This is a genomic window from Hephaestia mangrovi, assembly GCF_019880555.1.
Taxonomy (GTDB): Bacteria; Pseudomonadota; Alphaproteobacteria; order Sphingomonadales; family Sphingomonadaceae; genus Sphingomonas; species Sphingomonas mangrovi.
Genome location: NZ_JAINVU010000007.1, coordinates 1 through 26,386, shown reverse-complemented (window position 1 = coordinate 26,386; position 26,386 = coordinate 1). Strand labels below are relative to the sequence as shown.

The window sequence follows — 26,386 nt, the reverse complement described above, 5'->3', positions numbered from 1 at the left end:
CGCGGCCCCCGCGGGCTGGGTATAGGCGCGCCTCCAAGCTGACGGAACGGCGACCGCTGCCGACACCGTCATACTCCGTCGGGGAGTAGCTCAGCCTGGTAGAGCACTGCCTTCGGGAGGCAGGGGCCGGAGGTTCGAATCCTCTCTCCCCGACCATTTATCAATCACTTAGCGAGCATATCTTCGCTGCGTACGGAAAATGTACGGAAAAGCCGGGGTGGCTTTATTGGGCCTTCGATCAGGCAATAGCCTGCCCCAAAAAAATGACCGACGTTGGGACGAAGCTGCGGTCCCCGATTTCCGAGCTGAACGTCAGATCATGACATAAGCAGACAACCCACGTCTGCTAGGTCGCCTTCGTACATCGGCTGCAACTGGGCCGGTTGCTGCCTGTCCGGTTTGGAGGAAAAGACCCAACAAAGCAGACATCACAATGTAACTCAGCGAAGTCTGTAAGCACCCCCATTACGGAATCATGAGAGGCACTGGGGAGGGACCGAAATCGGCTTCTATTACCGTGTGCTTGACGGCGCGATAACCGACCAGCATCACTGAGCGACTTGGAGCCGCGGTCGAGGCTGTCGTCCGCGATCGAACGCAATACGGCACGGATGGCCGCCCTTACCAAAGGGTGACTGCAACCGGCGGGCTCCCGTTGCGACAATCTGTTTCCGAATCATTCCCGCGACGGCCAATTCGACAGGGAAAAGGAAACAGGGCGAGATCTGAACAGCAGGTTCGGGATCCGCGCCGCCCTCGCCAGCCCTCGTCCAAAATTGAAGCCAGGGCTCGAAAAGCGATTGCAAAGCGCAAAAGGGCTTTTCGGGAAATCTCACGGAAACATGGCGCGGTAGCATGGCCTGCAAGGAGCAGATCATGACCCGACGGATCGCCGATTGTCAGCGCGGACGACACGTGCCGGGACGCGACATAGAGCTTGCGTCCCCAAGGACGGGCCAGCGCTACGCCCGGTGTCGAAGCTGCGGCCAGTTGCTGGTGAAATCACCGCAAACCGGGCGCTGGCGCATGACCGGGATGCTGGGCTTTCCGCGGGATCGAGCCTGTTCTGGTCAACCGACCAGGAGAAACCTTCAATGAGATTATCCGTATTGCCGATTGCCCTCGCACTGGGCATCGCCGCTCCCGCAGTTGCGGCGCAGCCGCCGCGCCCGCCCGCGACGGCTCAGCATGAAGACCCGATCGCGCGTCGCGCCGACGATCTGGCCATGCTGCTGTCGCTTGACGCCGGACAACGCCAATCGCTTGCGGCGTGGCTGACGGCGAACCGTACGCCGGAATCGCCCCCCTCGCCGGCCGGGGATCATGCCGATCAGCAGGGCCTGCCGCGTCACCCGCAAGGCGGACCGGGCGGCGACATCGATGGGCCGCCGCCGGAAAAGAGTTTCGACGAGCGACTGGCCGATATGCAGCGCCACGCCGGCGACGAGAACGGGCGCGTGGATGCGCTCAAGGCGTTCTATGCCAGCTTGAATCCCGAGCAGAAGGATCGGTTCGGAGCCTACCTCCGGCTGTCGCACGATCCGATGTTCGGCCCCGGTCCGCGCGCGCAGCGCGGTCCGGCCCCCGATGGGCCCGGCGACGGGCCGGAAGGCGCGCCCCCGCCCCCTCAACACGGCTGAGCTCGAGCTCTCCCAAGGCTCAGCCCCACATCGGGGGAGAGGCCCGCGCTTCGTGCGCGGGCCTCGTTGCGTCCGGCCTATCGGAGATGCGGCAATTCGCCTGGCACGATCCGGCCATCGTGATTGCGATCGAGCAGCGCAAAACGCTGTCTCGCCGCCGCCTCGAACTCCAGCTGTGTAATGGTGCGATTGAAATCGGTATCCGCGGCACTGACCGGCTCGGGCAGCCTTAGGTAGCCGAACCGCGACGCACCCATCGCGCTGTAGTCGGGGCGATCATCTTTCGATGCGTGATCATCACCTCCGCGGGGTGGCTGGCCGCCGCCAGGCGGCGATCCTCCGCCACCAAATCCGCCACCCGGCGGCCGCCGCCGGCCCGGACCATGACCGTGATCTTCGCCGTCGGGGCGGCCGCCGCGTGGCGGACCATCTCCACCGCCCGATTGGGGGAGCAGGACCTTTTCGTAATAGGCCACCTCGTCAGGATCGATCCCGCCGTCCCGGTTGCGATCGAGTATCGCGAAGAAGCGATCGGCGTCGGCGGCCATTTCATCGACGGTGATCGCGCCGTCGCCGTTGCGGTCGGCGGCGCGAAACCAGACGTCCTGCGGGCGAAGGCCGTCTTCGTCGCCACGAAAAGGCTCTCCCATCGGGCTGACGAACAGTCGCGCGTCAAGCGGTCGGCCGCCATTGCCGCCGGGCGGCGGTGGTCCGTCGAAACCCCGCGGATGGTTGCCCGCGCAGCCGGTGGTCGCCAGCAGCAGACAGGGGATCAGCACTTTTTTCATCGAAACTCCCTCGGATGATCGAGGGGCATTGGTCCCGGCCGATTATTGCCCGGAGATTTCCGTCGCGCCGAGCGGCAACGTCACCGTGGCCAGCAGGCCGCCGCCCGCGCGATTGACGAGCGTCGCCTCGCCGCCATGCGCGCGGGCCACCGCCCGCACGCTGGCGAGACCAAGCCCGATCCCGCCGGTGTCGCGGTTACGCGAGCGTTCGGCGCGGAAGAACGGCTCGAACGCGCGATCGAGATCGGGTGGAGCGATGCCGGGCCCGCGATCGGCGACATCGATCAGCGCCATGCCGTCCTTCCGGCCGAGCGTCACCTCGGCGCTGCCGGCGTATTTCACCGCATTGCCGATCAGATTGGCGAGCATCGCCTTCAGCGCGGGCGGGTCGCCGTCGAGCACTACCGCATCGCCGGGCGCCAGCGCGACGGAATCGCCCATATCGGCAAAGCTATCGACCACGCTCTCGGCGAGCGCGCGCAGATCGAGCCGTTGGTGGCGCGAGGAGCGCGTCATGTCGCGCACGAAGCTCATCACTGCGGCGATCATCGCCTCCATATCGCGCACGTCGCCCTCGCAGGCGTCGCGCAGATCGTCGGGCGCCTGTTCGAGCCGCAGGCCGAGCCGCATCAGCGGCGTGCGCAGGTCATGCGCGATCGCGGCCATCAGCATCGTGCGATCCTCGACATAGCGGTTGAGCCGCGCCTGCATCTCATTGAACGCCGCGGCGGCGTCGCCGATCTCGGACGGGCCAGTCAGCGTCAGCGGCGGCGCGCGCGGATCGCGGCCGAGGCGCTCGGCGGCGGCCGCGAATGCGCCGATCGGCCGCGTCACCAGCCGCGCGAGCAGCCAGGCGACCGGCGCGACCACCAGCAACGCGACGAGCAGCCAGATCAGCGTGCGAGATCGCCACGGCGCCGCGCTGCTGACGGCGGGCGTCACCGTCCGCCACACGCCGCCAATGCGCGCCGACACCGCGAAGTCGCCGGTCAAAAACGCGTCGTCGTTGAAGTCGGGCGGCGGGCCGCGATGAAACATCGACGCGCCGCCAGGGCCGCCGCCGCCCTCGGCCGGGCCGAACAGCGACGGCGACGATTTGCGCAGCCGCACCGCGGCTTCGGGCACCGACAGCAATCGCGCCAGCGCCGCGCGCACACGCTCGTCGTGCGGATCGCCGCGGCGATCGTCGATCGCGCTGCCCGTCACTACGCGCAACGATGCCGGCGCGTTGCCGGCGAGCGCGGCGGCGACCGTCGTCAGCGGCGTGAGGTGGGGCGCGGGCGGCGGCAGAAACCACAGGATCGCGCCGTTGAGCAACTGGACGACCAGCAACGTCAGCAGCATCAGCGCGAACACGCGCACGAACAGCCGCGACCGCCAGCGGCGAACCCGGCCGATCACAGTCGCTCGACCCGGGGGACGAACAGATAGCCTTCGTTGCGCACGGTGCGGATCACCTCGTTGCCCGGCGCGCGCAGCTTGCGGCGCAATCGGCTGACCTGAACGTCTATCGCGCGATCAAACGAGTCGCTGTCGGGCCCGCGCGCCGCCTCGAGCAGCGCCTCGCGAGCGAGCACCCGGCGCGGCCGCTCGACGAACGCGCGCAGCACCGCGAATTCGCCATCGGTCAGGTCGATCAGCACGCCTTCGGGATCGCGCAGCTCATGCGCGCTGAGATCGATCGTCCAGCCGTCGAAGGTGAAGGCGCGCCGCCCGACCGGCGCCGCCAGATGCCGGTGGCGCAGCGCCGCCTGCACCGTCGCCGCGATCTCGCGCGCGCTGCACGGCTTGGGCAGATAGTGGATAGCGCCGCTGTCGAGCCCGGCGATGCGATCGCCCTCCTCGCCAAGCGCGCTCAGGAAGACGATCGCCGGCCCGTCCTGCCGCGCCAGGCGGCGACACGCCGACAGCCCGTCCTCGCCCGGCATCATGATGTCGAGAACGACGAGATCGACGGTGCCCGCCGCCAGCGCCGCTTCCATCGCCGGCACGTCGGCCGCGGTATCGACGCGATAGCCCTGATCGGAGAGACTGCGCGCCAGCAACTGGCGGATCGAGGCATCGTCGTCGACGATCAACAGTCGCGCCGTCGCCGCTTCCTCCCGTTGATCCCGATCACTCGCCGTCATTGCCGTCGTCCCCCTCGCGCCGCCCGCCGGCGCGTCGTCAGGTAGCGAGGCCGATCGTTGCGCTCGCCGTCAGCCCGCTCGACACGCTGCCGCCGACCGCCGGCGTCTGCTGCGCGATCTGGGCGGCGGTATTGTCGCCGAAGACGTTGTCGCTGGAAAGGGTGATGCTCGCCAGCCTCGTTGCGCTCGATGGATAGAGACTGCTGTCGGCATAGACCGTGTCGCATATCGCCTCGGGCATGCACAATTGCGAAGTCAGCAGCGCATAGCGGCCGCTGGTTGCATTCGACAGGCTCGAATAGACTTCGAAATGGATGTGCGGCCAGCGCCCCGAATAACAGGCGGGGAAGTTGGTGACGAAGGTCGCCTGGCCGTTGCTGTCGGTCACCTGAATACCGCGCAGATAGCTTTCGCTCGGCGCCGAATAGAGCGAATAATGCCCTTCGTTGTCGCAATGCCACAGGTAGAGCGCATAGCCCGCCAACGGTGCGCAGGACGCGTTCGAATCGACCAGCGTGAGGGTGATCGTCAGCTTGGTGCCCGACGCGACGGTGGTCGAGCTGATGAAGCTCGAGCGGATATCCGATCGCTCGATGCCGCTGATGGTGAGCACGTTCGAGGTCGATCCGCTCGCGGTGTTGGTGCCGTCGGCGGGATAAGGCCCGGCGGTCTCCTCGGGATCGGCGATGCACGTCGTCGTCGACGAAGTCGGCGTGGGCGTGGGCGTTGCTGTCGCGGTGGGGGTCGGCGCGGGCGTCGGCGACGTGTCGACGACGCTGATGTCGCCGTCGCTGCTCGCACCCGAATCGCCGCCGCATCCGCCAAGCAATGCCACCGCGCCGGTGCCGGCGAACAGGCGTAGCACCCGCCGCCGCGCGATCAGCGAGCGCATCGCCTCGAGATCGTAAGAAAGGCCGTGGGCATGGGCATGGGGATCAGGCATCGCCAATCATCCGCTGTTATACTGATGTCAGCAAACAGCGCATATGTTTCTCCTGAATTTCAGCAATTCCAGCAGAGCGTGTGCTGCACAGCGCTGACGGACGTCGCGAAATATCAGGGAAACATCGCTGTCTATTCTGGTCGGCGACAGGGCGCCGGAGATGAACCATGGTGCAGCTTTTCCCTGATTTCGTTTATTTTGCCCGTCGCGCCGAACAGGAAGCCGTTTTAGCGATCGCCGCGCCGAATCCGACGGCGTCAGCTGCGCATGAGGTGATGCGCGACCAATATTGCCGAGCCTTCCTGCATTACGGCATCGCCTGCCCAGATCGGCGGTTTAGCGAATGAAGCAGCCCTCGATGATCAGGATTGGGGTGGCGTCGTTCGTCGTTTCCTCGACTGTGTTGCTGATGACGCATCTACTGTCGTTAAGCTGAACGCGAGCCGGGGCAGAGGCGATGGACAGCTTTTGCGTTCAGAGATCGGGTCGGCGGATGACCACTGTTGGGGCGCAAAGCCGACCGGCCAATTTGCGCTACTCGAATGGCGGGTTTCAGAAAAAGCCGACGTTCGCATCACCGACACTGAATATCATGAGCTGGTCGAAAGTCGCCGGCTTCAGAAAGCATCAACGCCACGACCGCAGCCGCCAACAAAGCGGCCGTTCCCGGCCCATTCCCGTACCCTCAAAAACTGCCGTTCGTTCACCAGTCAAAAGGACCGCAACCGGGCCGGGGCGGACCATTGTAGTGCACAAAGTGAGAAAGCTACTTCTTGTCGCTTGGCAGCGATGTTGATCTCGGAAGGGTTCACTGTGCGGCAGGCATTTGCTTGTCTTACACCGGATCAAAGCATGTCTTGACGGCGGAATCACCTGTCATAATGGTGACGAAACTACCTTCGTCAGCGGGCCATGGCGCATTTCTGGCGGCCTGTTAAAAACCTGTCGCAACTATATGTAACATGGTTACAGCCCTAGGAAACCAATCTTAACCTTGGAAATACCCTCCTCGCGTTACCTTCGAATATGTCCTGCTTGGCTGCATCGGACAGCCGAGATTGCTCGATATAATGTCGTGTGTCGTCGAAATAGCGGCCCGTCGTTGGATCGATGCCCCGGACGGCCCCTATCATCTCGGAACCGAAGAGTATGTTGCTGGTGTCGATCACCGCCAGCAGCAAATCCACGCCTTCCTGGTGGTAGACGCAGGTGTCGAAATAGACGTTGCGCATCAGGTGTTGCGCGAGCGGTGGACGGTTGAGCATGTCTGCCAGACCACGAAAACGGCCCCAATGATAGGGAACGGCGCCGCCGCCATGGGGGATGATCAGGCGTAGCGCCGGGAAGTCGCGAAACACGTCTCCCTGCAACAGTTGCATAAATGCAATCGTATCGGCCGACAGGTAATAGGCACCGGTCGCGTGAACGCCCGGGTTGCATGATCCCGAAACATGGATCATCGCCGGCACGTCGAGATCGACCATCTTTTCGTAAAGCGGATACCAGTAGCGATCGTGCAGAGGCGGCGAATCGTAGCGCCCTCCCGACGGATCGGGGTTGAGGTTGCAGCCGACGAACCCGAGTTCGTTGACGCAGCGATCCAGTTCGGTGATCGCGGCATCCAGTGATGCGCCGGTCGATTGCGGCAATTGGCAGATGCCGGCGAAATGAGCGGGATAAAGAGCGACGACGCGCCGGATCAGATCATTGCAGCGCCGGCTCCACGCGATGTTGACGGCCAGATCGCCAACATGCGGTGCCATCGCCGAGGCGCGCGGACTGAACAACGTCAGGTCGATGCCCCGCTCCTGGATAAGACGAAGCTGGTTGGGCTCGATCGCCTCGCGGATCAGGTCGTCGGAAATCTGCGGGTAGGGCGGATCGGTATCGCCGCCCCTCGCAGACGCGGCCTTCTGCGTTTCGCGCCACAGGACATGAAGATCGGGCGCGGTGGTGAAATGCCCGTGGCAATCGATGATCATGCGTGCCCGCCCCCTTCGAAGCCGGCATCAACAAAGGATCGCCGACGGTCAGGCGGTGCTAGCCACGCATCCTCCAGCCGCAGGCATCAAAAGTACCGGGAGGCCATTCAGTTTCCGGAAGACCGGGCGGCAGCGCTGGCGGACAGTGTTTCGAGAAACGCCGCCTGCGTGTCGGTAGGCCACCAGTCGCTCCGGGTTGTGATCCCGATCCAGCGACTGGTCCCCGGCAACGTATCGCCAAGCGCGACGATCAGCCCGGCCTCCCGCTCGATATGGAATTGATCGGACGACATCATCGCCAGCCAGTCGCCGGCCAGCAGTAGCCCGCGCGTCAGCATCGCCGAGGCCGATTCGACTCGGGTCACCGGCCGCGGGCCATCATTGCCGGGAAACAGGTGTTCCCAGTGCCGGCGCGTCGGCGCGCCCCGCGCGCCCACCACCCAGGGATGGCGTGCCAGTTCGTCAAGCGTCGGCGTGCCACCGCCCGCCAGCGGATGATGACGCCCGGCGACGATCGATACGCCTTCGGCGAACAGGCGCTGCTGGATAACGCCATCGATCGGCTGGTCTTCGCGCAGCGCGCCGATCAGCAGGTCGATATTGCCTTCAAGCACATCGACGAGCAGTTGCTCATACGGCGCCTCGACGATGCGCACGGTTGCGTGCTGATGATTTGCCATGAATCTGGCGAGCGCCTGCGGCAGCAAGACCGCGCGGGCCAAAGGCAGCGTGCCGATCGTCACCGTGCCCGCGCCGGCTTGCGACAGCTCCGCGAGCGCATCCAGCCCGGCCTGGAGTTCGGCGATCGCCAGCCGGATCGATCGCACCAGCCGATGCGCGGCGGTCGTCGCGCGCATCGTCCTGCCGGCCCGTACCAGCAGCGGCACGCCGAGTACCAGTTCGAGTTCCTTCACCGCACGGTGCAGCGAAGGCTGCGCCGCGCCGATCTCGCGGGCGGCGGCGACGTAGCTGCCGGCGTGCGCCACGGTCGAGATCGCGCGAAGCTGGCCGAGCGAGACCATGCGCTCGAAATGAGGCAGCGCTGGCGCCTTGATCGAACGGCGTACCTGGCCGCCGCCGTCGATCAGATATTCGATGGCCCGCTGCACGCGTTCGAGAAAGCGGGTGCCCGCCGGCGTCGGCACCGCGCCTGTCGTCTGACGATCGAACAGTCGATGGCCAAGCTGGCGCTCCAGCTTGGCGAGGGCCTGCGTTAGCGCCGGCTGCGAAAGATTGGCGTCATCGGAGGCGGCGCTGATGCTGCCGCGTTTTCGGATCGCGAGAACCGCGTCGAGGTGCCGGAGGTTGAAGGCGAATACCTGCGTCATCTGGTCGACTTATAGCATCAGCTTATGGCCGTAGCGCAAATCGAACTGGTATGCCGTCGCGGATCGCTGCAGCTTTCCTCGATCGAGCGAGGAGTTGTCCGTGGCTGGCCCCACCGTCGTTACCAATATCGAGCGCGTTCCCATGGCCGTGTTGGCATCCTTGGCGGCGGCCGGAGTCGCGACGGTCCATGAGGCGCAGGGACGCAGCGGCCTGATGGCGCGCCATCTGCGGCCGGTATTTTCCGGTGCGGCAATCGCGGGCTCCGCGATCACCATCTCCGCGCCCCCCGGCGATAACTGGATGGCGCATGTCGCGATCGAGCAGTTGGCCGCCGGTGATGTACTGGTACTGGCGCCGACCAGCGCCTGCGAAGACGGTTATTTCGGTGATTTGCTGGCGACGTCGGCGCAGGCGCGGGGCTGTGCCGGGCTGGTGATCGATGCGGGCGTCCGCGATGTTCGCGATCTCACGCGGATGAATTTCCCCGTCTGGTCACGGACGATCAGCGCACAAGGCACCGTCAAGGCGACGCCTGGCTCGGTCAACGTGCCGATCGTGTGTGCCGGTACTCTGGTACGACCTGGCGACGCAATCATCGCCGACGATGACGGCGTCTGCGTAGTGCCACGGGAAATGGCGGCCGTAGTGCTCGACAGGGCGAACGACCGCCTCGCGGCCGAGGAGGAGAAACGCGCGCGCCTTGCCGCCGGCGAACTCGGTCTCGACATTTATGGCATGCGGACCGCGTTGCGTGAACGAGGGCTGCGCTATGTGTAGCGCCATGCCCGAGCGCCCGCTGTCCATCGCGCTGGGCACTGGCGGGGCGACGCGCGCCATCGTCGATGGATCGGTTGCGATGCCGGGCGTGGAGATCGACGTCGCGTCCGCCGCGCGTCTTCCCCCGGTTTTCCGCCGCATGGTGCGGGAAGCCGCATTCGACGTGTGCGAAATGGCATTGACCACCTTCGTCTGCGCGCGCGCACACGGCAAGGATCTGATCGCGCTGCCGGTTTTTCCGGTTCGCGGCTTCCATCACGGTGCGATCCTGGTCCGTCCCGATGGACCGGTCGGCGATCCCCGCGCGCTCGAGCGGCGCCGCGTCGGCGTCAATCGCGGCTATACCGTGACCACGGGCGTATGGGCACGAGCCATTCTGCAACAGGAGCATGGCGTCGGTCTCGATCGGATTACCTGGGTCACGACCGGCGATGAGCATGTCGCAGAATATGAGCCGCCGGCGAACGTCGTGTCGGCGCCACCCGGCGGCGATCTCGCCGCGCTCGTTTCGTCGGGCCTGCTCGACGCCGCCGTCGGACTTGGCGCGGCAGCGCCACTGGTGCCGTTGATCCCTGATCCGATCGGGGCGGCACTCACGCGGCTGCGCGGTGACGGCTTTTTCCCGATCAATCATGTCATCGTGACACGCGGGGCGTTAGTGGCCGAACGACCCGAGCTGGTGCCGGAACTGATCGCGATGTTCGCGGCCGCGAAGCGGGCCTATCTCCACTGGCTGCGAGACGCAGACGAAGCGGATTTGACGCCTTCCGACCGGATCAGCCGCCTGGCCATGGCCGAACTCGGCGATCCGCTTCCCTATGGCGTCGAGCGCAATCGAGACATTCTTTCGCAGTTGCTCGATCAGATCGCGCGGCAGCACATCGTCGACCAGCCGCCGACACTGGAGGCGCTGTTCGCGAGCAACATTCCAAACACAATTCAATGAGACCGCGCGCAGCGCACGTGACGCGGCAGACATGCAGCGAGGACCAACCATCGACCTTTGGAAGGGGGAGACCCGATGACCCATCTCAAGACCGCTCTATCTCTCGGTGTCGCGATCGGCGCGCTGGGCACCGCGACGGCTGCAACCGCCCAGCAGGCCCCCGCGGCCGGCGCCCCGATGCAGACGCAGCAACAGGAAACGGATGCCGATAGCCAGTCGGACATCGTCGTCACCGCCAGCAAGCGCAGTGACATCGCCAATCGCGTACCGATCAGTCTCACCGCCGTCACGCAGCGGTCGCTCGACGAACAGGGTGTCACCGATATCGGCGATCTGGCGCGCACCGTGCCGGCTCTCACACTGACCTCGTCGGGCGCGGACATGACGCCCAACATCACCATCCGCGGCATCTATTCGGCTGCCGGATCGCCGACGACGGGCATCTATCTCGACGACGTCGCGCTGCAAAAGCGCAACGCGCTGTCCTATTCGGGCAATGGCAGCCCGATCCCGCAATTATTCGACCTCGAACGCGTCGAGGTGCTGCGCGGGCCTCAGGGCACGCTATATGGTGGCTCGTCGGAAGGCGGCACGGTACGCTTAATCACGCCTGCCCCGGGACTGTACAATTATAGTGGCTATGGCCGGTTCGGCATGTCGTTCACCAAGGACGGCGATCCCAGCGCCGAGGCCGGGATCGCGGTCGGTGGTCCGATCATCAAGGGTAAGCTAGGATTCCGTGCCAGCGCCTATATCACGACGATCGGCGGCTATATCGACCATGTCGACGTCTGGGATTCCAGCAAGAAATACAAGTCCAACGCCAATTCGGGAAAGCAGGGCCAATTCCATCTGGCGCTGAAGGGGCAATTGACCGACTCGCTGTCGATCACGCCGTCGTTCTATTATTCCTACGATCATTCGGACGACGTCGACACCTATTGGGCGAAGGTCGATCAGTCGACGACCACGGCCTATACCAAAGGCAGCTTCACCTACCCGTCGCATACCTACGGTCCTTACGATCAATTCGGGCTATATAAATCCGGCGACCCCTATCTTTCGCCCAGGACGTCCAAACTGTACGTGCCCAGCGTCATCGTTGATTACGATTTCGGCTGGGGATCGGTGAAGTCGATCAGCTCCTACGTCCACGACACGACCAACGGCGTGGTCGACGAAGCGGGTTTCAGCGGCGAGGCGCGCAACCTGCAAGGCGGTATCGGATTCGTTGCCGAACTTCCCGATTTCCGCCGGCAGTTCTATTTCGGCAACCGCCGTAACGCCTATTCCGAAGAACTGCGCCTGACGCTGGGCGACGCCGATTCGTTGTTCAGCTTCACTGGCGGCGCCTACTACAGTCATTCGACGATTCGTACGCTGTCGAGAATCTACGAAGATCTCGATGCCCTGTCGGAAGTGCTGCGCGGCACCGATACGCAAGGGGTCTATGGCGCGCCGCTGATGGAGGGCAATCTCGCACAATATCGGTCGCAGAAGCTGACGGACAAGGAAATCGCCGGATTCGGCGAACTCTACATCAAGCCGACCGAGCGATTGAAGCTGACCGCCGGTTTGCGCGTCTCCCGCACGACGTTCGAATACGACCAGACGCTGTACGGCGCGCTCGCCCGTTTCGCCGTGCCGACAGAAGAAAATGGCGGCCTCACCTCGGGCAAGCAGAAGAACACCCCCATCACCCCCAAATTCGGCGTTTCCTATCAGCTGACGCCCGACGATCTGCTCTATATCAACGCGGCGAAGGGCTTCCGCGCCGGCGGCGTCAATCCCACGATTTCGCAGAACAGCTGCGCTGCGGGGCTGGCCGCGCTCGGCGGTGATGCGCCGACGACCTACAATCCCGATTCGGTCTGGAGCTATGAAGCCGGCGCCAAGCTGGGGCTGCTCGGCGGGCTGGCTCATATCCAGGCGAGCGCCTTCTATATCGACTGGGATCGGCCGCAATTGTTCCAGACGTTCCCGGGCTGCTCGGCGCAGTTCATCACCAACGCCGGCCATGCGGTCAGCCGCGGCGGCGATCTGCAGGTTCAACTGCGCCCGGCAGCCGGCCTGACGCTGACTGGGGCGGCAAGCTATACCGACGCGCATTTCACCGAAACGGTGCTGGGCCCAACGCCGCTGCCAGGCTCGACCCAGGCCGTGTACGCCAACAAGGGCGATACGATGCCGATCGCACCCTGGAACGTCTCGGTTTCGGCGCGCTACGAGATGCCGATCGACGATCACTGGAAGATCTACCTGCGCGGCGATTATCAATATGCCAGCGCCTATAAGGAGACGAACGGGCCGGGCACGGTATCCTATGCGCCCGAAAAATACTGGGCGGACGCCACGCATTACGCATCGTTGCGCTTAGGGGCGATGACCGGGCCGATCGATCTCGCGCTGTACGTGCAGAACCTGTTCGATTCGACGGACACGCTATCGAAGATCACCGGTGGGCGCGGCACATGCCGCAACACCGAATGCACGTCCTACGCGATCGACGAGCCGCAATATATCTATCAGACCTATCGCCCCCGCACGATCGGGTTGCAGGCGAGTTTCCGGTTCTGAACCTACCGGTGACGACGAACCCTCGCATGAATGTCGTCACCGCCTTCCACCGTCGGCCCGATATCGGGGCCGACGGTGGTTTTCCGTCAGGCCGACAGCGTTTTGAGCGGGATCGCTGTATCAGCGAGTTGCGCCGCCGTGGCGACGATGCCGCGCTCGACCAGCGCCCGGCCGGCGACATAATCCTTGACCGCGTTGACGCAGTCGATCGCGATCACCTTGCCGGCGCGCAGATAGATCAGGCTGAACGACCGCTGCGCCGGATCGCCGCGCAATACGGCGGCGTCATGGCCTGCCGACAGGCCGACCGTCTGCAGCTTGAGATCATATTGGTTGGACCAGAACCATGGCACCGCGCGATACGGCTCGGGCGCGCCGGTGATCGCCCTGGCGACGGTGCCGGCCATGTCGTTCGCGTTCTGCACCGATTCGAGCCTGATCGCGGCGCCGTCGGCGAACGCATTGACGTGCAGCGCGCAATCGCCGATCGCGAAGACGTTGGGCAGCGACGTGTGGCAATGATCGTCGACCGCGACGCCGTTGCCGCCGACCGCCCCCGCCGCGATCAGCGGCTCGACGGCGGGGACGATGCCGATGCCGACGATGACGATGTCGGCCGCGACGACGCTGCCGTCGCCCAGCCGCACGCCAGTTACGCGGCCCTCGTAGCCCTCGGTGCAGGCGACCGTGGAGCCCAGCCGCAGATCGACGCCGCGCGCGCGATGTTCGGCCTCGTAGAAGCGCGACAGCGGTTCGCCGGCGACGCGCGCGAGCACGCGGTCCTGTGCCTCGATCACCGTCACGTCGCGGCCGGTCTTGCTCAGCACCGCCGCGGCCTCAAGGCCGATATAGCCGCCGCCGATCACGACGACGCGGTGGGCTTCCCTCAGCTCGCGCATCAGTCGATCGACATCGGCGCGGGCGCGGATCGTGTGCATCCCGCTCAGATCGCCACCATCGCAGGCCAGCCGTCGCGGCGCGCCGCCGGTCGCCCAGATCAGTTGGCCGTAGCTGACCATGCCGCCGTCGGCGAGCGTCAGAACGTGCTTGTCCGCCGCAACCGCCACGACCTGTCGGCCGAGCAGCAGCGTCACGCTACGCTCTTCCCAGAAATGCGGCTGGCGGATCAGCAGGCGCTCGACGGGCCGCTCGCCGGCCAGATAATCCTTCGACAGAGGCGGGCGTTCGTAAGGCAGGTCGGGTTCGTCGCCGATCATCGCGACGCTGCCGGCGAAGCCGCGCTGGCGCAGTGCGATCGCCGCCTGCGCGCCGCCGTGCCCGGCGCCGACGATCACGATATCGAAAGATTGCTGAGGCTCGGCCATCGGCATTCCCTAAAGCGTGGCGGCCGCGCGCGCGGCCTGATTGTACTGTCCCGACAGCGAGCGCATGCGTTCGGCGACTTGCGAGATGCCGTCGTCACCCGGTCCGTCGCTCACCAGCGGATGGACCAGCAACCGCTCGCGGATTTCGGCATAACGGTCGCAGAAGGCGCGCCCCGCCGCGGTTGCGCCGATCAGCTTCTCCTTGCCCGCTCGCGTCGCGTCGACCAGCCCTGCGGCGGTCAGCTTGCGCACGGCGTAGGTCGCGAGATGCGTATCCTCGATATCGAGCACCAGCATGATATCGGCGAGCCGCTTCGCGCGATCCCGATGGCGCACGGTGTGGAGCACCAGCACCTCAAGAGGAGAGAGCGAGGAGCCCGCCGCCGCGGCGCAGCGCACGATCCAGCGCTGATAGGCGTTGGCCGCCAGCGTCAGCGCGAATTCGAACTCGCTCAAAGCCGGCGATTCCCCGGCGGCGAGATGGGCGGACGAAACGACGGGTTCCGGCATGGGCATTCTCCTGAAGCCATACAAAAAGACAAATCAGTGTATTGTCAACTTTTCGATTACAATTTATCGACGAATCGTCTTCAATCATTTCGCGGAGGCGATATGGGCTGGCAATTCTGGATCGATCGCGGCGGCACGTTCACTGATATCGTCGCGCGCGATCCCGGCGGGGCCTTCGCGACGCACAAACTGTTGAGCGAAAATCCAGAGCGGTATCGCGATGCCGCAGTGGCGGGCATCCGCCATGCGCTTGGCATCGCTGCTGACGACGCGATTCCGGTCGCCGAGATCGATGCGATCAAGATGGGCACCACCGTCGCGACGAACGCATTGCTCGAACGGAGGGGCGCGCGAACGTTGCTGCTGGTCGATCGGGGGTTCACCGATGTGCTCACGATCGGCCATCAGGCGCGGCCGCGGCTGTTCGACCTCGCGATCGAAAAGCCCGAACCGCTCTATGCCGCGGTCGAAGAGGTGGGCGGCCGCGTCGATGTCGATGGCGCAACATTGTCGCCGATCGACAAGGCCGCCGTCGCCGCGATGCTCGCCCGCTATCGACGCGACGGATACGAGGCGGTGGCGATCGCACTCGCACACGCCTGGCGACACAAGCGGGCGGAAGCGACACTGGCCCGGCTGGCGCGCGAGACCGGCTTCGCGCAGGTCACCGCCAGCCATGACGCGAGCGCGCTGATGGGCCTGGTGTCGCGCGCAGGGACGACGGTGCTCGATGCCTATCTGTCGCCCGTCCTGCGCCGCTATGTCGATCAGGTCGCCGGCGAGCTCGACGGCGCACCGCTCTATTTCATGCAATCGAATGGCGGCCTCACCGATGCCGCGCTGTTTCAGGGGCGCGACGCGATCCTGTCGGGTCCGGCGGGTGGCGTGGTCGGCGCCGCGCGCACCGCCGCAGCGGCCGGTTTCGACAGGATCATCGGTTTCGACATGGGCGGCACGTCGACCGACGTCGCGCTCTACGCCGGCGCGTTCGAGCGCACCGCCGACGCGGCGATCGCCGGGGTCGACGTGCGCGTGCCGATGATGGCGATCAACACCGTCGCGGCGGGCGGCGGCTCGATCCTGCATTTCGACGGCGCGCGGTTCCGCGTCGGGCCGGACAGCGCCGGCGCCAATCCCGGCCCGGCGTGCTACCGGCGCGGCGGCCCGCTGACGATCACCGATGCCAATTTGCTGCTCGGCAAGATCAACCCGCAGCATTTTCCGGCGATCTTCGGCCCCGACGGCGATCAGCCGCTCGATCGCGACATCGTTCGCACCCGCTTCACCGCGCTGGCCGGGGAGATCGCCGCCGCGACCGGCCAGCCGCAGACTGCCGAGGGCGTCGCGGAGGGGTTCCTGCGCGTCGGCGTCGCCAACATGGCGGCAGCGATCAAGCAGGTCAGCCTCGAAAAGGGGCATGACGCGGCCGATTTCGCGCTGGTCTGCTTCGGCGGTGCCGGCGGGCAGCATGCCTGTCAGGTCGCCGACGCGCTGGGCATGGAGACGATCCTGATCCACCCGTTCGCCGGCGTGCTGTCCGCCTTCGGCATGGGGCTCGCCGATCAGAGCGCGATCCGCCAGCAGGCGATCGAACGGCCGCTCGATGCCGACACGCTGGTCGAAGCAGGGCGTGTGATCGCCGGCTTGTCAGACGCGGCGCGCGCCGCCGTCATCGGTGCCGGCGATGTCGTCGTGCGCGCCACGGTCGACCTGCGCTATGCCGGCACCGATACCGCCCTCACCGTACCGCTCGGCACGATCGCGGATATGCGCGCGGCGTTCGACGCGCAGCATCGCCAGCGTTTCGGTTTCGCAACCCCCGGACGCGCGATCATCGTCGAGAGCGTCGCTGCCGAAGCGATCCGCCCCGGCGAGCCGATCGCGCCGCGCACCGCCGCCGCGCGCCGCGCCTCGCTGGCGCCGGTCGAGGACGTGGCGTTGTGGAGCGGGAGCAAGCGCCACGACGCGCCCGTCTATGATCGCGACGTGATGATCGTCCGTGATTCGGTCAGCGGCCCGGCGATCATTCGCGAAGCGACCGCGACCACCGTGGTCGAGCCCGGCTGGCGCGCGACGATGGATGACGGCGGCCAGCTCGTCCTGCGCCGCACCGCGCCGCGCGGCACGCGGCGCGGGGACGATGGCGCGCGCCCCGACCCGGTGCTGCTCGAGCTGTTCAACAACCGCTTCATGGCGATCGCCGAGCAGATGGGCACCGTGCTGCGCCACACCTCGACCAGCGTCAACATCAAGGAACGGCTGGATTTCTCCTGCGCGCTGTTCGATGCAGAGGGCCGGCTGATCGCCAACGCGCCGCACGTGCCGGTGCATCTCGGCGCGATGGGCGAAAGCGTCCGCGCGGTGATCCGCAGCCGCGGCAAGACGCTGCGTCCCGGCGACATGGTCGCGCTCAACAATCCCTATAACGGCGGGACGCACCTGCCCGACGTGACGGTGATCGCGCCGGTGTTCGACGAGGCCGGCGAGACGATCCGCTTCTTCGTCGGCAATCGCGGCCATCATGCCGATATCGGCGGCACCACGCCGGGATCGACCCCGCCGGGATCGACCACGCTGGAGGAGGAAGGCGTCGTCATCGACGATTTCCTGCTGCTCGATGCGCAGGAATTCCGCGAGGAGGCGTTCCGCGCGCTGCTGGCAGGCGCCGCCTATCCGGCGCGCAGCCCCGACATCAACGTCGCCGACATCAAGGCGCAGGTCGCCGCCAACGAAGCCGGCATCGCCGAACTGAAGGCGACGATCGCCGAGCAGGGCTGGCCGCTCGTTTCGCGCTATATGGGCCATGTCCTCGCCAATGCCGAGGAGAGCATCCGCGGCGTGATCGACCGGATCGGCGGCGGCAGCTTCGAGTATGTGATGGATGATGGCGCGGTGCTTCGCGTCGCGGTGACGGTCGATCGTGCAGCACGCCGGGCGGTGATCGATTTCGTCGGCACCAGCGAACAGCGCCCCGGCAATTTCAATGCGCCGCCCGCCGTCACTCGAGCCGTCGTGCTCTACGTCTTCCGCTGCTTGGTCGGCAGCGACCTGCCGCTCAACGAGGGGTGCCTGGCGCCGCTCGACATCCGCATTCCGGACGGCAGCTTCCTGGCGCCGACGCCGGGCAGCGCGGTGGTCGCGGGCAATACCGAGATCAGCCAGGCGGTCGCCAACGCGCTGCTCGGCGCGCTCGGCGCCAGCGCCGCCGCGCAGGGCACGATGAACAATTTCCTGTTCGGCAATGCCGACTGCCAATATTACGAGACGATCTGCGGCGGCACCGGCGCCGGCCCTGATTTCGACGGCGCCTCGGCGGTGCACAGCCACATGACGAACACCCGGATCACCGATCCCGAGGTGCTGGAGGCGCGCTATCCGGTGCGGCTCGAGCAATTCTCGGTCCGGCACGGATCGGGCGGAGACGGCGCGCATCGCGGTGGCGACGGCGTGGTGCGCAAGGTCCGCATGCTCGCGCCCGTCACTGCGACGATCGTCGCATCGCGCCGCACGCACGCGCCGTTCGGGCTCGATGGCGGCGGCGACGGGGCACCGGGCCGGCAATGGGTCGAGCGCGCCGACGGGACCGTCCAGATCCTCGAAGGCCGTGCGCAAATCGACATGGCGCCCGGCGACATGATCGTGATCGAAACACCCGGCGGTGGCGGCTACGGCGCGGCCCCCTCCGAAAATCTCCCCCACAGTTCGAAAGCGAGCACCTGAACATGGCCCAACTCGTCCTCGGCGCGGCGACGTCGCACACCTCGATGCTACTGGTCGATCCCGCGGACCTGCCGCGCTATCGCGAATGGGATCCGCGCATTCCGCTGCTCGATTTCGACGGCGCGCCGACAACATATGAGGCCGAGCTCGCGCGGCATGGCGATGCGCTCGAGCCGCGCATCACCCCCGCCCGGCTCGCCGCCGCGCATGCCGAGGCGCGCGAGCATGTCGAACACCTTGCCGACGCGATCCTGGCGGCGAAGCTTGATGCGCTGATCATCGTTGGCGACGATCAGAACGAGCTCTATCTGCCCGACAACCACCCGGCGCTGCTGGTCTATCACGGCGAGACGATCGCCGCGCTACCTTACAAGGCGGCACCGGGCCGCGCCGACTGGCTGGTGCGCGCGTCGGAGCGCCAATATTCGGTGGAACCGCGTGATTTCCCGGTCGCGCGCGATCTCGCCGAGCAGATCATCGCGACGCTGATCGACCGCGAATTCGACGTCTCCGCCGCACGGCAGCTGTCCGTGGGCAAGGGAGAGAGCCACTCGATCGCCTTCATCCACACGCAGTTGCTGCGCAACGCGCCGGTGCCGATCGTGCCGGTCTTCCTCAATGCCTATTTTCCGCCCAACCAGCCGACGCCGGCGCGCTGCTACGCGGTCGGGCAGGCGATTGCGGAAGCCGTCACGGCGCTGCCGGGAGAGATGCGCATCGGCATCGTCGCCTCGGGCGGCCTGAGCCATTTCCTGGTTGACGAGGCGTTCGATCAGGAAATCTTCCGCGCGATCCGCGCGAAGGACAAAGCGGCGCTGACCGCGATCCCGCGCGCCAAGCTCAATTCGGGCAGCTCGGAGATCCGCAACTGGATCTGCGTCGCCGGAGCGCTCGAGGCGCTCGACGTAAGTTGGACGGGCTATGTGCCCGGTGTGCGGACGCCCGCAGGCACCGGCACCGGGCTCGGCTTCGCGTTGTGGGGATGAACCGATGAGCGACCGCCCCGCCACCAGCCGCTGGACGATCCTCGCGATCGCATGGCTGGCGCTGTTGCTGTCGTTCATCGACCGGCTCGCCTGGTCCAGCGTCGCGGCGGGCGGCCATGCGCCGACGGGCATTCCCCTGTCGTCGCTCGGCAGCTTCGCGAGCGCGTTCTTCGCCGGCTATGTCATGTCGAACGTGATTGGCGGGCTGGCCGCCGATCGCTTCGGCGCGCGTCTCGCGCTGGCGGCGTCGCTGGCGATGCTTGGCGTGTTCACCGCCGGGTTCAGCCTTGCCGCCGGGGTGGCGAGCGGCATCGCGCTCCAGGCGCTGATGGGGCTGGCGGCGGGCGCCGATTATGCCGCCACGATCAAGCTGATGACCGTCTGGTTCGGCCCCGCCTCGCGCGCGAAGGCGATCGGCCTGTTGATGACCGCGCTGCCGGTCGGGGTGATCGTCGCCAACGCGGTGCTGCCGCGCGCGCTCGGCGCGATGAGCTGGCAGGCGCTGTTCGTACTGCTTGGCGCGGCGACGATCGCGCTGGGGCTCCTCGCCCTGATCGGGCTGCGTGAGGCGCCCGACGCGATGCCGCCGCCACGCAGCCGCCCCGGCGACCTGCTGATCGTGCTGCGCCAGGGCGAGCTGGCGCGACTGGCGCTGGTCGGCTTCGGCGCCGCCTGGGGCACCTGGGGTTTCGCTTTCTGGGCGACCGCGCTGATGACCAGAGGCCGCGGGTTGAGCCCGATCGAGGCGGGGCTCGCGACGACCCTGTTCGGCGCTGCCGCGATCATCGCCAAACCGGCGACCGGATGGCTCAGCGATCGCATCAGCCGCCGCAAGCCGCTGATAGTCGCCGTGCTGGCCATCTACGCCGCCGGCCTGCTGCTGTTCGGCCAGTTAACTGCGCCGCTCGGCTATCAGATCGTCGCGGCGTTTCTGGGCTTTTTCGGCTTCAGCTGGGGGCCGCTGCTAGCGACGCTGATCGCCGAGGCGGGCGGCCGCAGCGGCGCCGGCACCGCCACCGGCGCCACCAACGCGTTGCAGCAGATGGGCGGCGTGGTGGTGCCGCTGGCGATCGGCGGCACGTTCGCCGCGACCGGCTCATTCGCGCTCGCCTTCGTCGTGATGGCCGCCGGGCCGATCACCGCCGCGCTGGTGATGGCGCTGTTCTGCCGCGACGCCGATTACGCCCCCCGCGCCACAGGAGCCGCCGCGTGACCGATCGAACCGCCCCCATCATCGAAACGCTGAGCGGCGCGGTGCGCGGCGAACGCGCCGGCGAGATCGAGGTATTTCGTGGTATCCCGTTCGCCGCGCCGCCGGTCGGGCCGTTGCGCTGGCGGCCGCCGCAGCCCGTCGCGCCGTGGGAGGGCATCCGCGACTGCACCAGGTTCGGCGACGATTGCCCGCAGCGTTCGGTCATCCAGCTCGGCTCGCGCGCGCCGGGGCAGAGCGAGGATTGCCTGACGCTCAACATCTGGCGCCCGGTTGGCGAACCCGACGCGCCGTTGCCGGTGATGGTGTGGATCTTCGGCGGCAGCTTCGTCTATGGCAGCGCCGCCGAGGACCGCGCGGACGGCACCAGTTTCGCGCGCGACGGGGTGATCCATGTCACGCTCAACTATCGCGTCGGCCTGTTCGGCTTCCTCGCCCATCCCGGCCTCACTGCCGAATCGCCGGATGATTTTTCGGGCAATTACGGCCTGCTCGATCAGATTGCCGGGCTGCGCTGGGTGCAGGATAATATCGCCCGGTTCGGCGGCGATCCCGATCGCGTCACCGCGTTCGGCGTCTCGGCAGGTGCTGCGTCGATCAGCCTGCTGCTCACCTCGCCGATCGCCCGAGGGCTGTTCTCGCAGGCGATCTTGCAGAGCCCCGGCGCCTTCCGCCCGCTGGCGACGTTGCAGGACGCCGAAGCGGCCGGCGGCCGGCTCGGCGACGACATCGCCGCCCTGCGCGAATTGTCGGTCGATGACCTGCTTGATCGCCAGAAGCTGCTCGAACCGGCGATGCGAAGCCTGACCGGTGCGCGCGTGCTGCGCCCGATCCGCGACGGCCATGTTATCGTCGAAGACGATCGCGACGCCTTCCTGTCGGGCCGCTTCGCGCATGTCCCGCTGATCGTCGGCAGCATGACCGACGAAGGCTCCGCCGCGGTCGCGAAATGGCCGATCGATACGCAAGACGCCTTTGCCGAATTGCTGGAAACGACCTTCGGCGATGCCGGTCCCGACGCCGCCGCGCTCTACCCTGTCGAGAATGACAACGACGCCCGGCCCGCGCTCGGCCAGTTGTTCGGCGACACGCAGTTCACCTACGGCACCGCCGCGCTCGCCCGGGCGTTCGCCGCCGCCGGCCTGCCCGTCTTCCGCTATGTCTTCACCCGGCGGCGCCCCGGCAAGCCGGACCCGCGCCATAGCGAGGACGTCGGCTATGTATTCGACCGTGCCGACCTGGCGCCGCGCGGCGACGACAATCATCGTTACGATCAGGTCGACGTCGCGTTGGCCGGCGCCATGCATGCCGCCTGGGCAAGCTTTGCGAAGTCAGGCAAGCCGATCGTCGCCGGACTCCCCTGGCCTAAATATGACGACGCCGGGACCATGGTCGAATTCGGCAACGAAATTCGCGTGCGGGCGGGTTGGCGGCAGCCGCACATGGCCTTTCTCGATCGTTTCCAGTCTCGCGCCGATCCCGCCCGATGACAACGCCGTGCCTTTCAGGGAGCCAGTGATGCTAGACAAAGCCAAAAACCGCCTGCTGACCGACGTCGAGCCCGGCTCGGCGATGGGCGATTACCTGCGCCGCTATTGGCATCCGATTGCCGGCGCCGCCGATTTCGATCAGGTGTCGATCAAGCCGATCCGGCTGTTCGGCGAAAACCTCGTGCTCTACAAGGATCTGAGCGGCACCTTCGGACTGGTTGAGCGGCAATGCGCGCATCGTAGCGCCGATCTCGCTTATGGCTTCGTCGAGAAATGCGGCATCCGCTGCAATTATCATGGCTGGCTTTACGATCAGGGCGGCCGCTGCCTCGAACAACCCTACGAGCAGACCGTGCTGCCAAACAGCAAGTATCGCGACAAGATCCGGCTGAAATCCTATCCGGTGCGAGAGAAGGCAGGCCTGCTGTTCGCCTATCTCGGCGAGGGTGAGCCGCCGTGCCTGCCCGACTGGGAGCCGTTTTCACGTTCCGACGGCTTCGTTCAGGTCGTCACCGCCGACGTGCCATGCAACTGGTTCCAGTGTCAGGAGAATTCGATCGACCCCGTCCATTTCGAGTGGATGCACTCGAACTGGAGCGCACGGATGCGCGATCCCAATGGAGCGTTCGGCCCGCAGCACATCAAGCTCGGCTTCGACGAGTTCGAGCACGGGTTCATTTACAAGCGCATCCGCAACGATACCGACGAGAGCGATCCGCTGTGGACGGTGGGCCGCGTGCTGCTGTGGCCGAACGGCTTCTTCCTCGGCAATCACTTCGAATGGCGCGTGCCGGTCGACAATGAAAACACGCTGAGCGTCAGCTGGATCTATGCCGCAGTGCCCGAGAATCGGCGTCCCTATCGGCAAAATCACATCCCGAGTTGGAAAAGCCCGATCGTCGATCCCGAAACCGGGCGTTGGATCACCACGCACGTCATTAACCAGGATATCGTCGGCTGGGTCGGCCAAGGCCGCATCACCGATCGCGGCCGCGAGAATCTTGGACAAAGTGACAAAGGGATCGTCATGGTTCGCAACCGATTCCTCCGTGAACTCGACGCGGTCGCCGCCGGGGAGCGGCCAAAGGGCCTGATTACCGATGAGGCGATGAACCATCGCGTCACGCTCCCCGTCGCCAACCGCCTGTCGCTGGGCGCAAACGCAGTGACCGCCAAGTTCATCCTCCACGCCGGCCAGCCTGCCGAGGTTCGGGCGGCGTGCGAAGAAGCAATGGGATTCGAGATCGATGCGGGCGGCCTCACCTGATGCATCGGCCAGCGTCACATTGTCGGGGCTTTCGTGATAGAGGTTATAATTTACTCCTCGACCTGCCGCTCGAGATCGCAGCAAGAAATAGTTTTAGGTGCCGGCCGGTCGGATCGGGAATTCGTAGAGAAAGGTCGCCCCGGCATCGATGCCGGGAAAGGAGACTCCAGGGACGCCGTCATATTGAGGCGACACCAGCAGCCCGCGCCAGTGGATCGAGCTCGACGTATCGAGCGCGTTGTGCACGTGCAGCCGCACGTCCTGTCCCTCGCGCAGCCGGATCAGCGGCCCCGGCGTGGTGCCGTTGATGCCGATCACGCGGAACGGACGCCCGTCGATCGCCGCCATCCGCCAAGCAAGATCGAGCGCGATGACCTCTCCAGAAATCGACGGCAGTGGTGCCGCGATCCCGGTCGACATCGCGCGCGCCAGGCGGGCGTCCAGCTCGTCAAGGGAGCGCCGCTGGCCGTGAGCGCGGCACCGCGCAGCATCTGCCGACGGTCGATTGGCTGGTTCATGGAAACTCCCGGTCGATGGCCGCGCATGGCAGCTTGCTACCAGGAGATACGCGGGCGATCGAGTGATCCCTCATTCCGGCGTGAACTTTTGCGTCAGCCGCGCCCGTGCCCGTGCCAAACGGGTCTCGACCGCCTTGGCCGTGATGTCCAGCGCGTCGGCGGTCTCGGCCTGGCTGAGCCCTTCGGTGGCCCGCAGCACCAGCACGTCGCGCAGCTTTGCCGGCAGGTGCGCGATCTCGCGCCGCAGCGCATCGAGCGCCGCACGATCACCGGCGACCGTCTCCGGACCGGACCTATCATCGGGGACGGTCGTCGTCGCAGCATCGCCGCAGGCCAACGGCGCCCGGACCCGCCGGGGACGCCGCCAGTCGCGGCAGCGATTGAGCGCGATGGCGGCGAGCCACGGGCGTAACGGTCCAAGGTGGGACGATCGAGGGAAACGACCAATGGCCGAGCACGGGCACAATCATCAACATGGCTCGGATCATCAGGCCTCGGCGGATTAGCCTATTCGGCCTGCAGTATGACTGTCGATCCTGCCACGGCCTAGCACAAGGCCAGCCACGATGGGCACAACGTCTATTTCTGTTCGGCGGTATCGGTCCTGATCAGCGTGATGCCGGCGCTTTCATTCTGGCGTGCGCACCGTCTGCTATCCTAATCTACCCCCCTGAAAGGAGACGTTCCGGAGTGTCCCAAGACCAGACATTCGGCAGGTTGCGGAAGCCAAGCCTCCGCCCCTCACATCCCAATCCCAAGCCCCCTGCTTCGCCCACGACCAATCATCTCGCCAAGCGCCCGGCCGACGCTCTCGGCCGGGTGGGCCGACAACCCCAGCTGTACGCGGCGGTTACGCAGCAGCGACTCCACCTGCGGATCGCGCTCGAGGCCTTTGGCCATGCCGATCATCCGGTCGCCAAGCGTGTTGGCGGCATTGGTTTCGTGGTCGCGCAATAGCAGCCGTCGTTGCCGCTCGAGCGTCTGCCAGCGCCGAACGAACACGTCGGCGCGGAGGGTGGGATTGGTCTGCATCTCGGCTTCGAGCTGCATCGCCTGGATGGCGTTGCGGGTCTGCCCCTTGGACGCTTCGGTGATCAGCTCGCGATCGTTCGCAAATGCTGCTTCCAAATTTCGTGCGCCGTCGGGTTGGGCATTATCGAGCTGGGCGCGACTCTCGACGAGCTCGGCGCGTTGCTCCGCAGTGGGTTTGTCGCCCAGAGACTGCGCGAACAGCATCGCTCGCACAAGGCGCCCATGCCGGGTCACCGCTGACGAAAGGTCTGGCTGTGGTTCACGCGCCAGCGCCGGGATTGGATCGCGCCTTGGGGCATTGGTGCGTTCGACGGTCGCGGGTTGCCGCTCCGGAGGAATTACTGACCTGAGCTTGAGGCTCGCAAACCGATTGCGCGGCGGTTGGGGCAGCTCGATCTGCCGGCGATCGGCGAACACGCGCGGATAGTCCGACGCCATGTCCTTGCCGCGCTCGCGCGACAGCACGCGCGTCAGCGCCTGCTGATCGGCGAAGTCATCGCGACCGTAGTGGAGGTCAACGCTGTCGCGATGACGCGACAGCGCGACATAGGCGGCGTGCCGATCGAGCCCCGGTGTCGCCAGCACATGCACGCGGTCGACCGTCACCCCCTGCGCCTTGTGGATCGTCGCGGCATAGCCGTGGTCGATGCTGGCATAATCCTTCACGTCGAATGCAACCGCGCGACCGTCGTCGAGCAGCACCGCGATGCTGGTCGGCGTGACCGACTGCACTTGGCCGAGCGTGCCGTTCTTTGCCCCCAGGCTGCGCTCGTTGCGCAGGAACATGACGCGGTCGCCGCTGGCGAACGCCCGTTCGCCGCGCTCGGTGGCGACCGTCACGTCGATACCCAGTTCGCCGCCGGCGCGCAGCCGTTCACGCGCGGCAACGTTCAGCGCGCGCACCTCATCATTGGTGTGCGTCAGGATGATGCGCGACGCGCCTGGCGCATCGCCGCGGTCGCGATCCCAACGCTCGATCAGTCCGGCGCGGGCCTCATCGCGCGTCTCGACACTGTGGATGCGGTCGTGGCGCTCATACAGGCTGATCGCCTCGCCGGTACGCTCCGTAGCGAGATACCGCGTGGCATCGCGCTGCCAGTCCTCGCGCTGGCGGCGGATGTCGGTGATCTCGACGCCGCCATGTCGCTCGGCAACCGAGCGGAACGCCGCCCCCGCCTCGATCGCCTGGAGCTGCTCGGGATCGCCGACCAGCACCA

General features: G+C 66.2%; 21 protein-coding genes and 1 tRNA gene. 11 read left to right on the top strand and 11 right to left on the bottom strand.

The annotated features are described in order from the left end of the window. Nucleotides 1-79 precede the first annotated feature (79 nt). Both K7G81_RS14875 and K7G81_RS14870 read left to right on the top strand, forming a co-directional pair. Nucleotides 80-156: transfer RNA gene (locus tag K7G81_RS14875), tRNA-Pro, on the top strand. Nucleotides 157-971: 815 nt separating this feature from the next. Further along, nucleotides 972-1,640, top strand: a complete 669-nt coding sequence (locus K7G81_RS14870; RefSeq protein ID WP_223031613.1) for a Spy/CpxP family protein refolding chaperone — start codon at nt 972-974, stop codon at nt 1,638-1,640. Between the two features lie 77 nt (nt 1,641-1,717). Here K7G81_RS14870 and K7G81_RS14865 read toward each other — a convergent pair whose 3' ends face one another. The 4 genes from K7G81_RS14865 to K7G81_RS14850 are packed head-to-tail and all read right to left on the bottom strand — an operon-like array spanning nt 1,718 to nt 5,500. Next, on the bottom strand, nt 1,718-2,428 hold the full coding sequence (locus K7G81_RS14865; RefSeq protein WP_223031612.1) for an EF-hand domain-containing protein: 711 nt from the start codon (nt 2,426-2,428) through the stop codon (nt 1,718-1,720). A 42-nt stretch (nt 2,429-2,470) separates the two neighbouring features. Next, nucleotides 2,471-3,829, bottom strand: a complete 1,359-nt coding sequence (locus K7G81_RS14860; RefSeq protein ID WP_369412122.1) for an ATP-binding protein — start codon at nt 3,827-3,829, stop codon at nt 2,471-2,473. Continuing rightward, nucleotides 3,826-4,557 (bottom strand): response regulator, encoded by a 732-nt coding sequence (locus K7G81_RS14855; protein ID WP_223031611.1) that lies wholly within the window; start codon nt 4,555-4,557, stop codon nt 3,826-3,828. The genes K7G81_RS14860 and K7G81_RS14855 overlap by 4 nt, the downstream gene beginning before the upstream one ends. A gap of 37 nt (nt 4,558-4,594) precedes the next feature. Continuing rightward, nucleotides 4,595-5,500, bottom strand: coding sequence for an intradiol ring-cleavage dioxygenase (locus tag K7G81_RS14850; RefSeq protein ID WP_223031610.1), 906 nt, complete (start codon nt 5,498-5,500; stop codon nt 4,595-4,597). A gap of 167 nt (nt 5,501-5,667) precedes the next feature. Between K7G81_RS14850 and K7G81_RS14845 the strand changes: the two genes are divergently transcribed. Further along, the gene (locus tag K7G81_RS14845) at nt 5,668-5,847 is read left to right on the top strand and encodes a hypothetical protein (RefSeq protein ID WP_223031609.1); all 180 of its coding nucleotides are present in this window, start codon (nt 5,668-5,670) and stop codon (nt 5,845-5,847) included. 627 nt (nt 5,848-6,474) lie between these two features. Here K7G81_RS14845 and K7G81_RS14840 read toward each other — a convergent pair. Both K7G81_RS14840 and K7G81_RS14835 read right to left on the bottom strand, forming a co-directional pair. Then, nucleotides 6,475-7,482, bottom strand: coding sequence for an amidohydrolase family protein (locus K7G81_RS14840; protein WP_223031608.1), 1,008 nt, complete (start codon nt 7,480-7,482; stop codon nt 6,475-6,477). A 107-nt stretch (nt 7,483-7,589) separates the two neighbouring features. Further along, the gene (locus K7G81_RS14835) at nt 7,590-8,810 is read right to left on the bottom strand and encodes a LysR family transcriptional regulator (protein ID WP_223031607.1); all 1,221 of its coding nucleotides are present in this window, start codon (nt 8,808-8,810) and stop codon (nt 7,590-7,592) included. 142 nt (nt 8,811-8,952) lie between these two features. Between K7G81_RS14835 and K7G81_RS14830 the strand changes: the two genes are divergently transcribed. The 3 genes from K7G81_RS14830 (at nt 8,953) to K7G81_RS14820 (ending at nt 13,111) form a co-directional block, all read left to right on the top strand. Continuing rightward, entirely contained in the window at nt 8,953-9,588 is a 636-nt protein-coding gene (locus K7G81_RS14830) for a 4-carboxy-4-hydroxy-2-oxoadipate aldolase/oxaloacetate decarboxylase (RefSeq protein ID WP_255587127.1), read from the top strand. Continuing rightward, the gene (locus K7G81_RS14825; protein WP_223031605.1) at nt 9,581-10,534 is read left to right on the top strand and encodes a substrate-binding domain-containing protein; all 954 of its coding nucleotides are present in this window, start codon (nt 9,581-9,583) and stop codon (nt 10,532-10,534) included. Before K7G81_RS14830 ends, K7G81_RS14825 begins: the two co-directional genes overlap by 8 nt. 75 nt (nt 10,535-10,609) lie before the next feature. After that, nucleotides 10,610-13,111 (top strand): TonB-dependent receptor, encoded by a 2,502-nt coding sequence (locus K7G81_RS14820; protein ID WP_223031604.1) that lies wholly within the window; start codon nt 10,610-10,612, stop codon nt 13,109-13,111. An 86-nt stretch (nt 13,112-13,197) separates the two neighbouring features. Here the strand turns inward: K7G81_RS14820 and K7G81_RS14815 are convergent, their stop codons facing one another. Both K7G81_RS14815 and K7G81_RS14810 read right to left on the bottom strand, forming a co-directional pair. Further along, nucleotides 13,198-14,442: an NAD(P)/FAD-dependent oxidoreductase gene (locus tag K7G81_RS14815; RefSeq protein ID WP_223031603.1), complete on the bottom strand. Its 1,245-nt coding sequence runs from the start codon at nt 14,440-14,442 to the stop codon at nt 13,198-13,200. A 3-nt stretch (nt 14,443-14,445) separates the two neighbouring features. Further along, nucleotides 14,446-14,946, bottom strand: coding sequence for a winged helix DNA-binding protein (locus K7G81_RS14810; protein ID WP_223031602.1), 501 nt, complete (start codon nt 14,944-14,946; stop codon nt 14,446-14,448). A gap of 102 nt (nt 14,947-15,048) precedes the next feature. Here K7G81_RS14810 and K7G81_RS14805 point away from each other — a divergent pair, with 102 nt between their 5' ends. The 5 genes from K7G81_RS14805 to K7G81_RS14785 are packed head-to-tail and all read left to right on the top strand — an operon-like array spanning nt 15,049 to nt 23,619. After that, nucleotides 15,049-18,666 carry a hydantoinase B/oxoprolinase family protein gene (locus tag K7G81_RS14805; RefSeq protein ID WP_223031601.1) on the top strand — a complete coding sequence of 1,206 codons (3,618 nt, stop codon included), beginning with the start codon at nt 15,049-15,051 and terminating at the stop codon, nt 18,664-18,666. 2 nt (nt 18,667-18,668) lie between these two features. Next, the gene (locus K7G81_RS14800; RefSeq protein WP_223031600.1) at nt 18,669-19,652 is read left to right on the top strand and encodes a DODA-type extradiol aromatic ring-opening family dioxygenase; all 984 of its coding nucleotides are present in this window, start codon (nt 18,669-18,671) and stop codon (nt 19,650-19,652) included. A gap of 4 nt (nt 19,653-19,656) precedes the next feature. Next, nucleotides 19,657-20,865, top strand: a complete 1,209-nt coding sequence (locus K7G81_RS14795; RefSeq protein ID WP_223031599.1) for an MFS transporter — start codon at nt 19,657-19,659, stop codon at nt 20,863-20,865. Next, nucleotides 20,862-22,352, top strand: a complete 1,491-nt coding sequence (locus K7G81_RS14790) for a carboxylesterase/lipase family protein (protein ID WP_223031598.1) — start codon at nt 20,862-20,864, stop codon at nt 22,350-22,352. The genes K7G81_RS14795 and K7G81_RS14790 overlap by 4 nt, the downstream gene beginning before the upstream one ends. Before the next feature lie 28 nt (nt 22,353-22,380). Further along, the gene (locus K7G81_RS14785) at nt 22,381-23,619 is read left to right on the top strand and encodes an aromatic ring-hydroxylating oxygenase subunit alpha (RefSeq protein ID WP_223031597.1); all 1,239 of its coding nucleotides are present in this window, start codon (nt 22,381-22,383) and stop codon (nt 23,617-23,619) included. A 93-nt stretch (nt 23,620-23,712) separates the two neighbouring features. Here the strand turns inward: K7G81_RS14785 and K7G81_RS14780 are convergent, their stop codons facing one another. From K7G81_RS14780 to K7G81_RS14770, 3 genes are all read right to left on the bottom strand, one after another. Next, complete coding sequence (locus K7G81_RS14780; protein ID WP_255587113.1) at nt 23,713-24,039, bottom strand: multicopper oxidase domain-containing protein; 327 nt, start codon at nt 24,037-24,039, stop codon at nt 23,713-23,715. A 168-nt stretch (nt 24,040-24,207) separates the two neighbouring features. Further along, nucleotides 24,208-24,603, bottom strand: a complete 396-nt coding sequence (locus K7G81_RS14775) for an RNA polymerase sigma factor (RefSeq protein ID WP_223031596.1) — start codon at nt 24,601-24,603, stop codon at nt 24,208-24,210. A gap of 275 nt (nt 24,604-24,878) precedes the next feature. Then, on the bottom strand, nt 24,879-26,386 hold a 1,508-nt coding region (locus K7G81_RS14770), incomplete at its 5' end, for an AAA family ATPase (protein WP_223031595.1).

Bases quoted from the DNA above. Each gene is read 5' to 3' on its own strand.
- K7G81_RS14850 (WP_223031610.1), bottom strand. From the start codon at position 5,500: ATGCCTGATCCCCATGCCCATGCCCACGGCCTTTCTTACGATCTCGAG.
- K7G81_RS14810 (WP_223031602.1), bottom strand. From the start codon at position 14,946: ATGCCGGAACCCGTCGTTTCGTCCGCCCATCTCGCCGCCGGGGAATCG.
- K7G81_RS14840 (WP_223031608.1), bottom strand. From the start codon at position 7,482: ATGATCATCGATTGCCACGGGCATTTCACCACCGCGCCCGATCTTCAT.
- K7G81_RS14845 (WP_223031609.1), top strand. From the start codon at position 5,668: ATGGTGCAGCTTTTCCCTGATTTCGTTTATTTTGCCCGTCGCGCCGAA.
- K7G81_RS14805 (WP_223031601.1), top strand. From the start codon at position 15,049: ATGGGCTGGCAATTCTGGATCGATCGCGGCGGCACGTTCACTGATATC.
- K7G81_RS14815 (WP_223031603.1), bottom strand. From the start codon at position 14,442: ATGCCGATGGCCGAGCCTCAGCAATCTTTCGATATCGTGATCGTCGGC.
- K7G81_RS14825 (WP_223031605.1), top strand. From the start codon at position 9,581: ATGTGTAGCGCCATGCCCGAGCGCCCGCTGTCCATCGCGCTGGGCACT.
- K7G81_RS14785 (WP_223031597.1), top strand. From the start codon at position 22,381: ATGCTAGACAAAGCCAAAAACCGCCTGCTGACCGACGTCGAGCCCGGC.
- K7G81_RS14800 (WP_223031600.1), top strand. From the start codon at position 18,669: ATGGCCCAACTCGTCCTCGGCGCGGCGACGTCGCACACCTCGATGCTA.
- K7G81_RS14830 (WP_255587127.1), top strand. From the start codon at position 8,953: ATGGCCGTGTTGGCATCCTTGGCGGCGGCCGGAGTCGCGACGGTCCAT.
- K7G81_RS14855 (WP_223031611.1), bottom strand. From the start codon at position 4,557: ATGACGGCGAGTGATCGGGATCAACGGGAGGAAGCGGCGACGGCGCGA.
- K7G81_RS14780 (WP_255587113.1), bottom strand. From the start codon at position 24,039: ATGTCGACCGGGATCGCGGCACCACTGCCGTCGATTTCTGGAGAGGTC.
- K7G81_RS14835 (WP_223031607.1), bottom strand. From the start codon at position 8,810: ATGACGCAGGTATTCGCCTTCAACCTCCGGCACCTCGACGCGGTTCTC.
- K7G81_RS14820 (WP_223031604.1), top strand. From the start codon at position 10,610: ATGACCCATCTCAAGACCGCTCTATCTCTCGGTGTCGCGATCGGCGCG.
- K7G81_RS14865 (WP_223031612.1), bottom strand. From the start codon at position 2,428: ATGAAAAAAGTGCTGATCCCCTGTCTGCTGCTGGCGACCACCGGCTGC.
- K7G81_RS14795 (WP_223031599.1), top strand. From the start codon at position 19,657: ATGAGCGACCGCCCCGCCACCAGCCGCTGGACGATCCTCGCGATCGCA.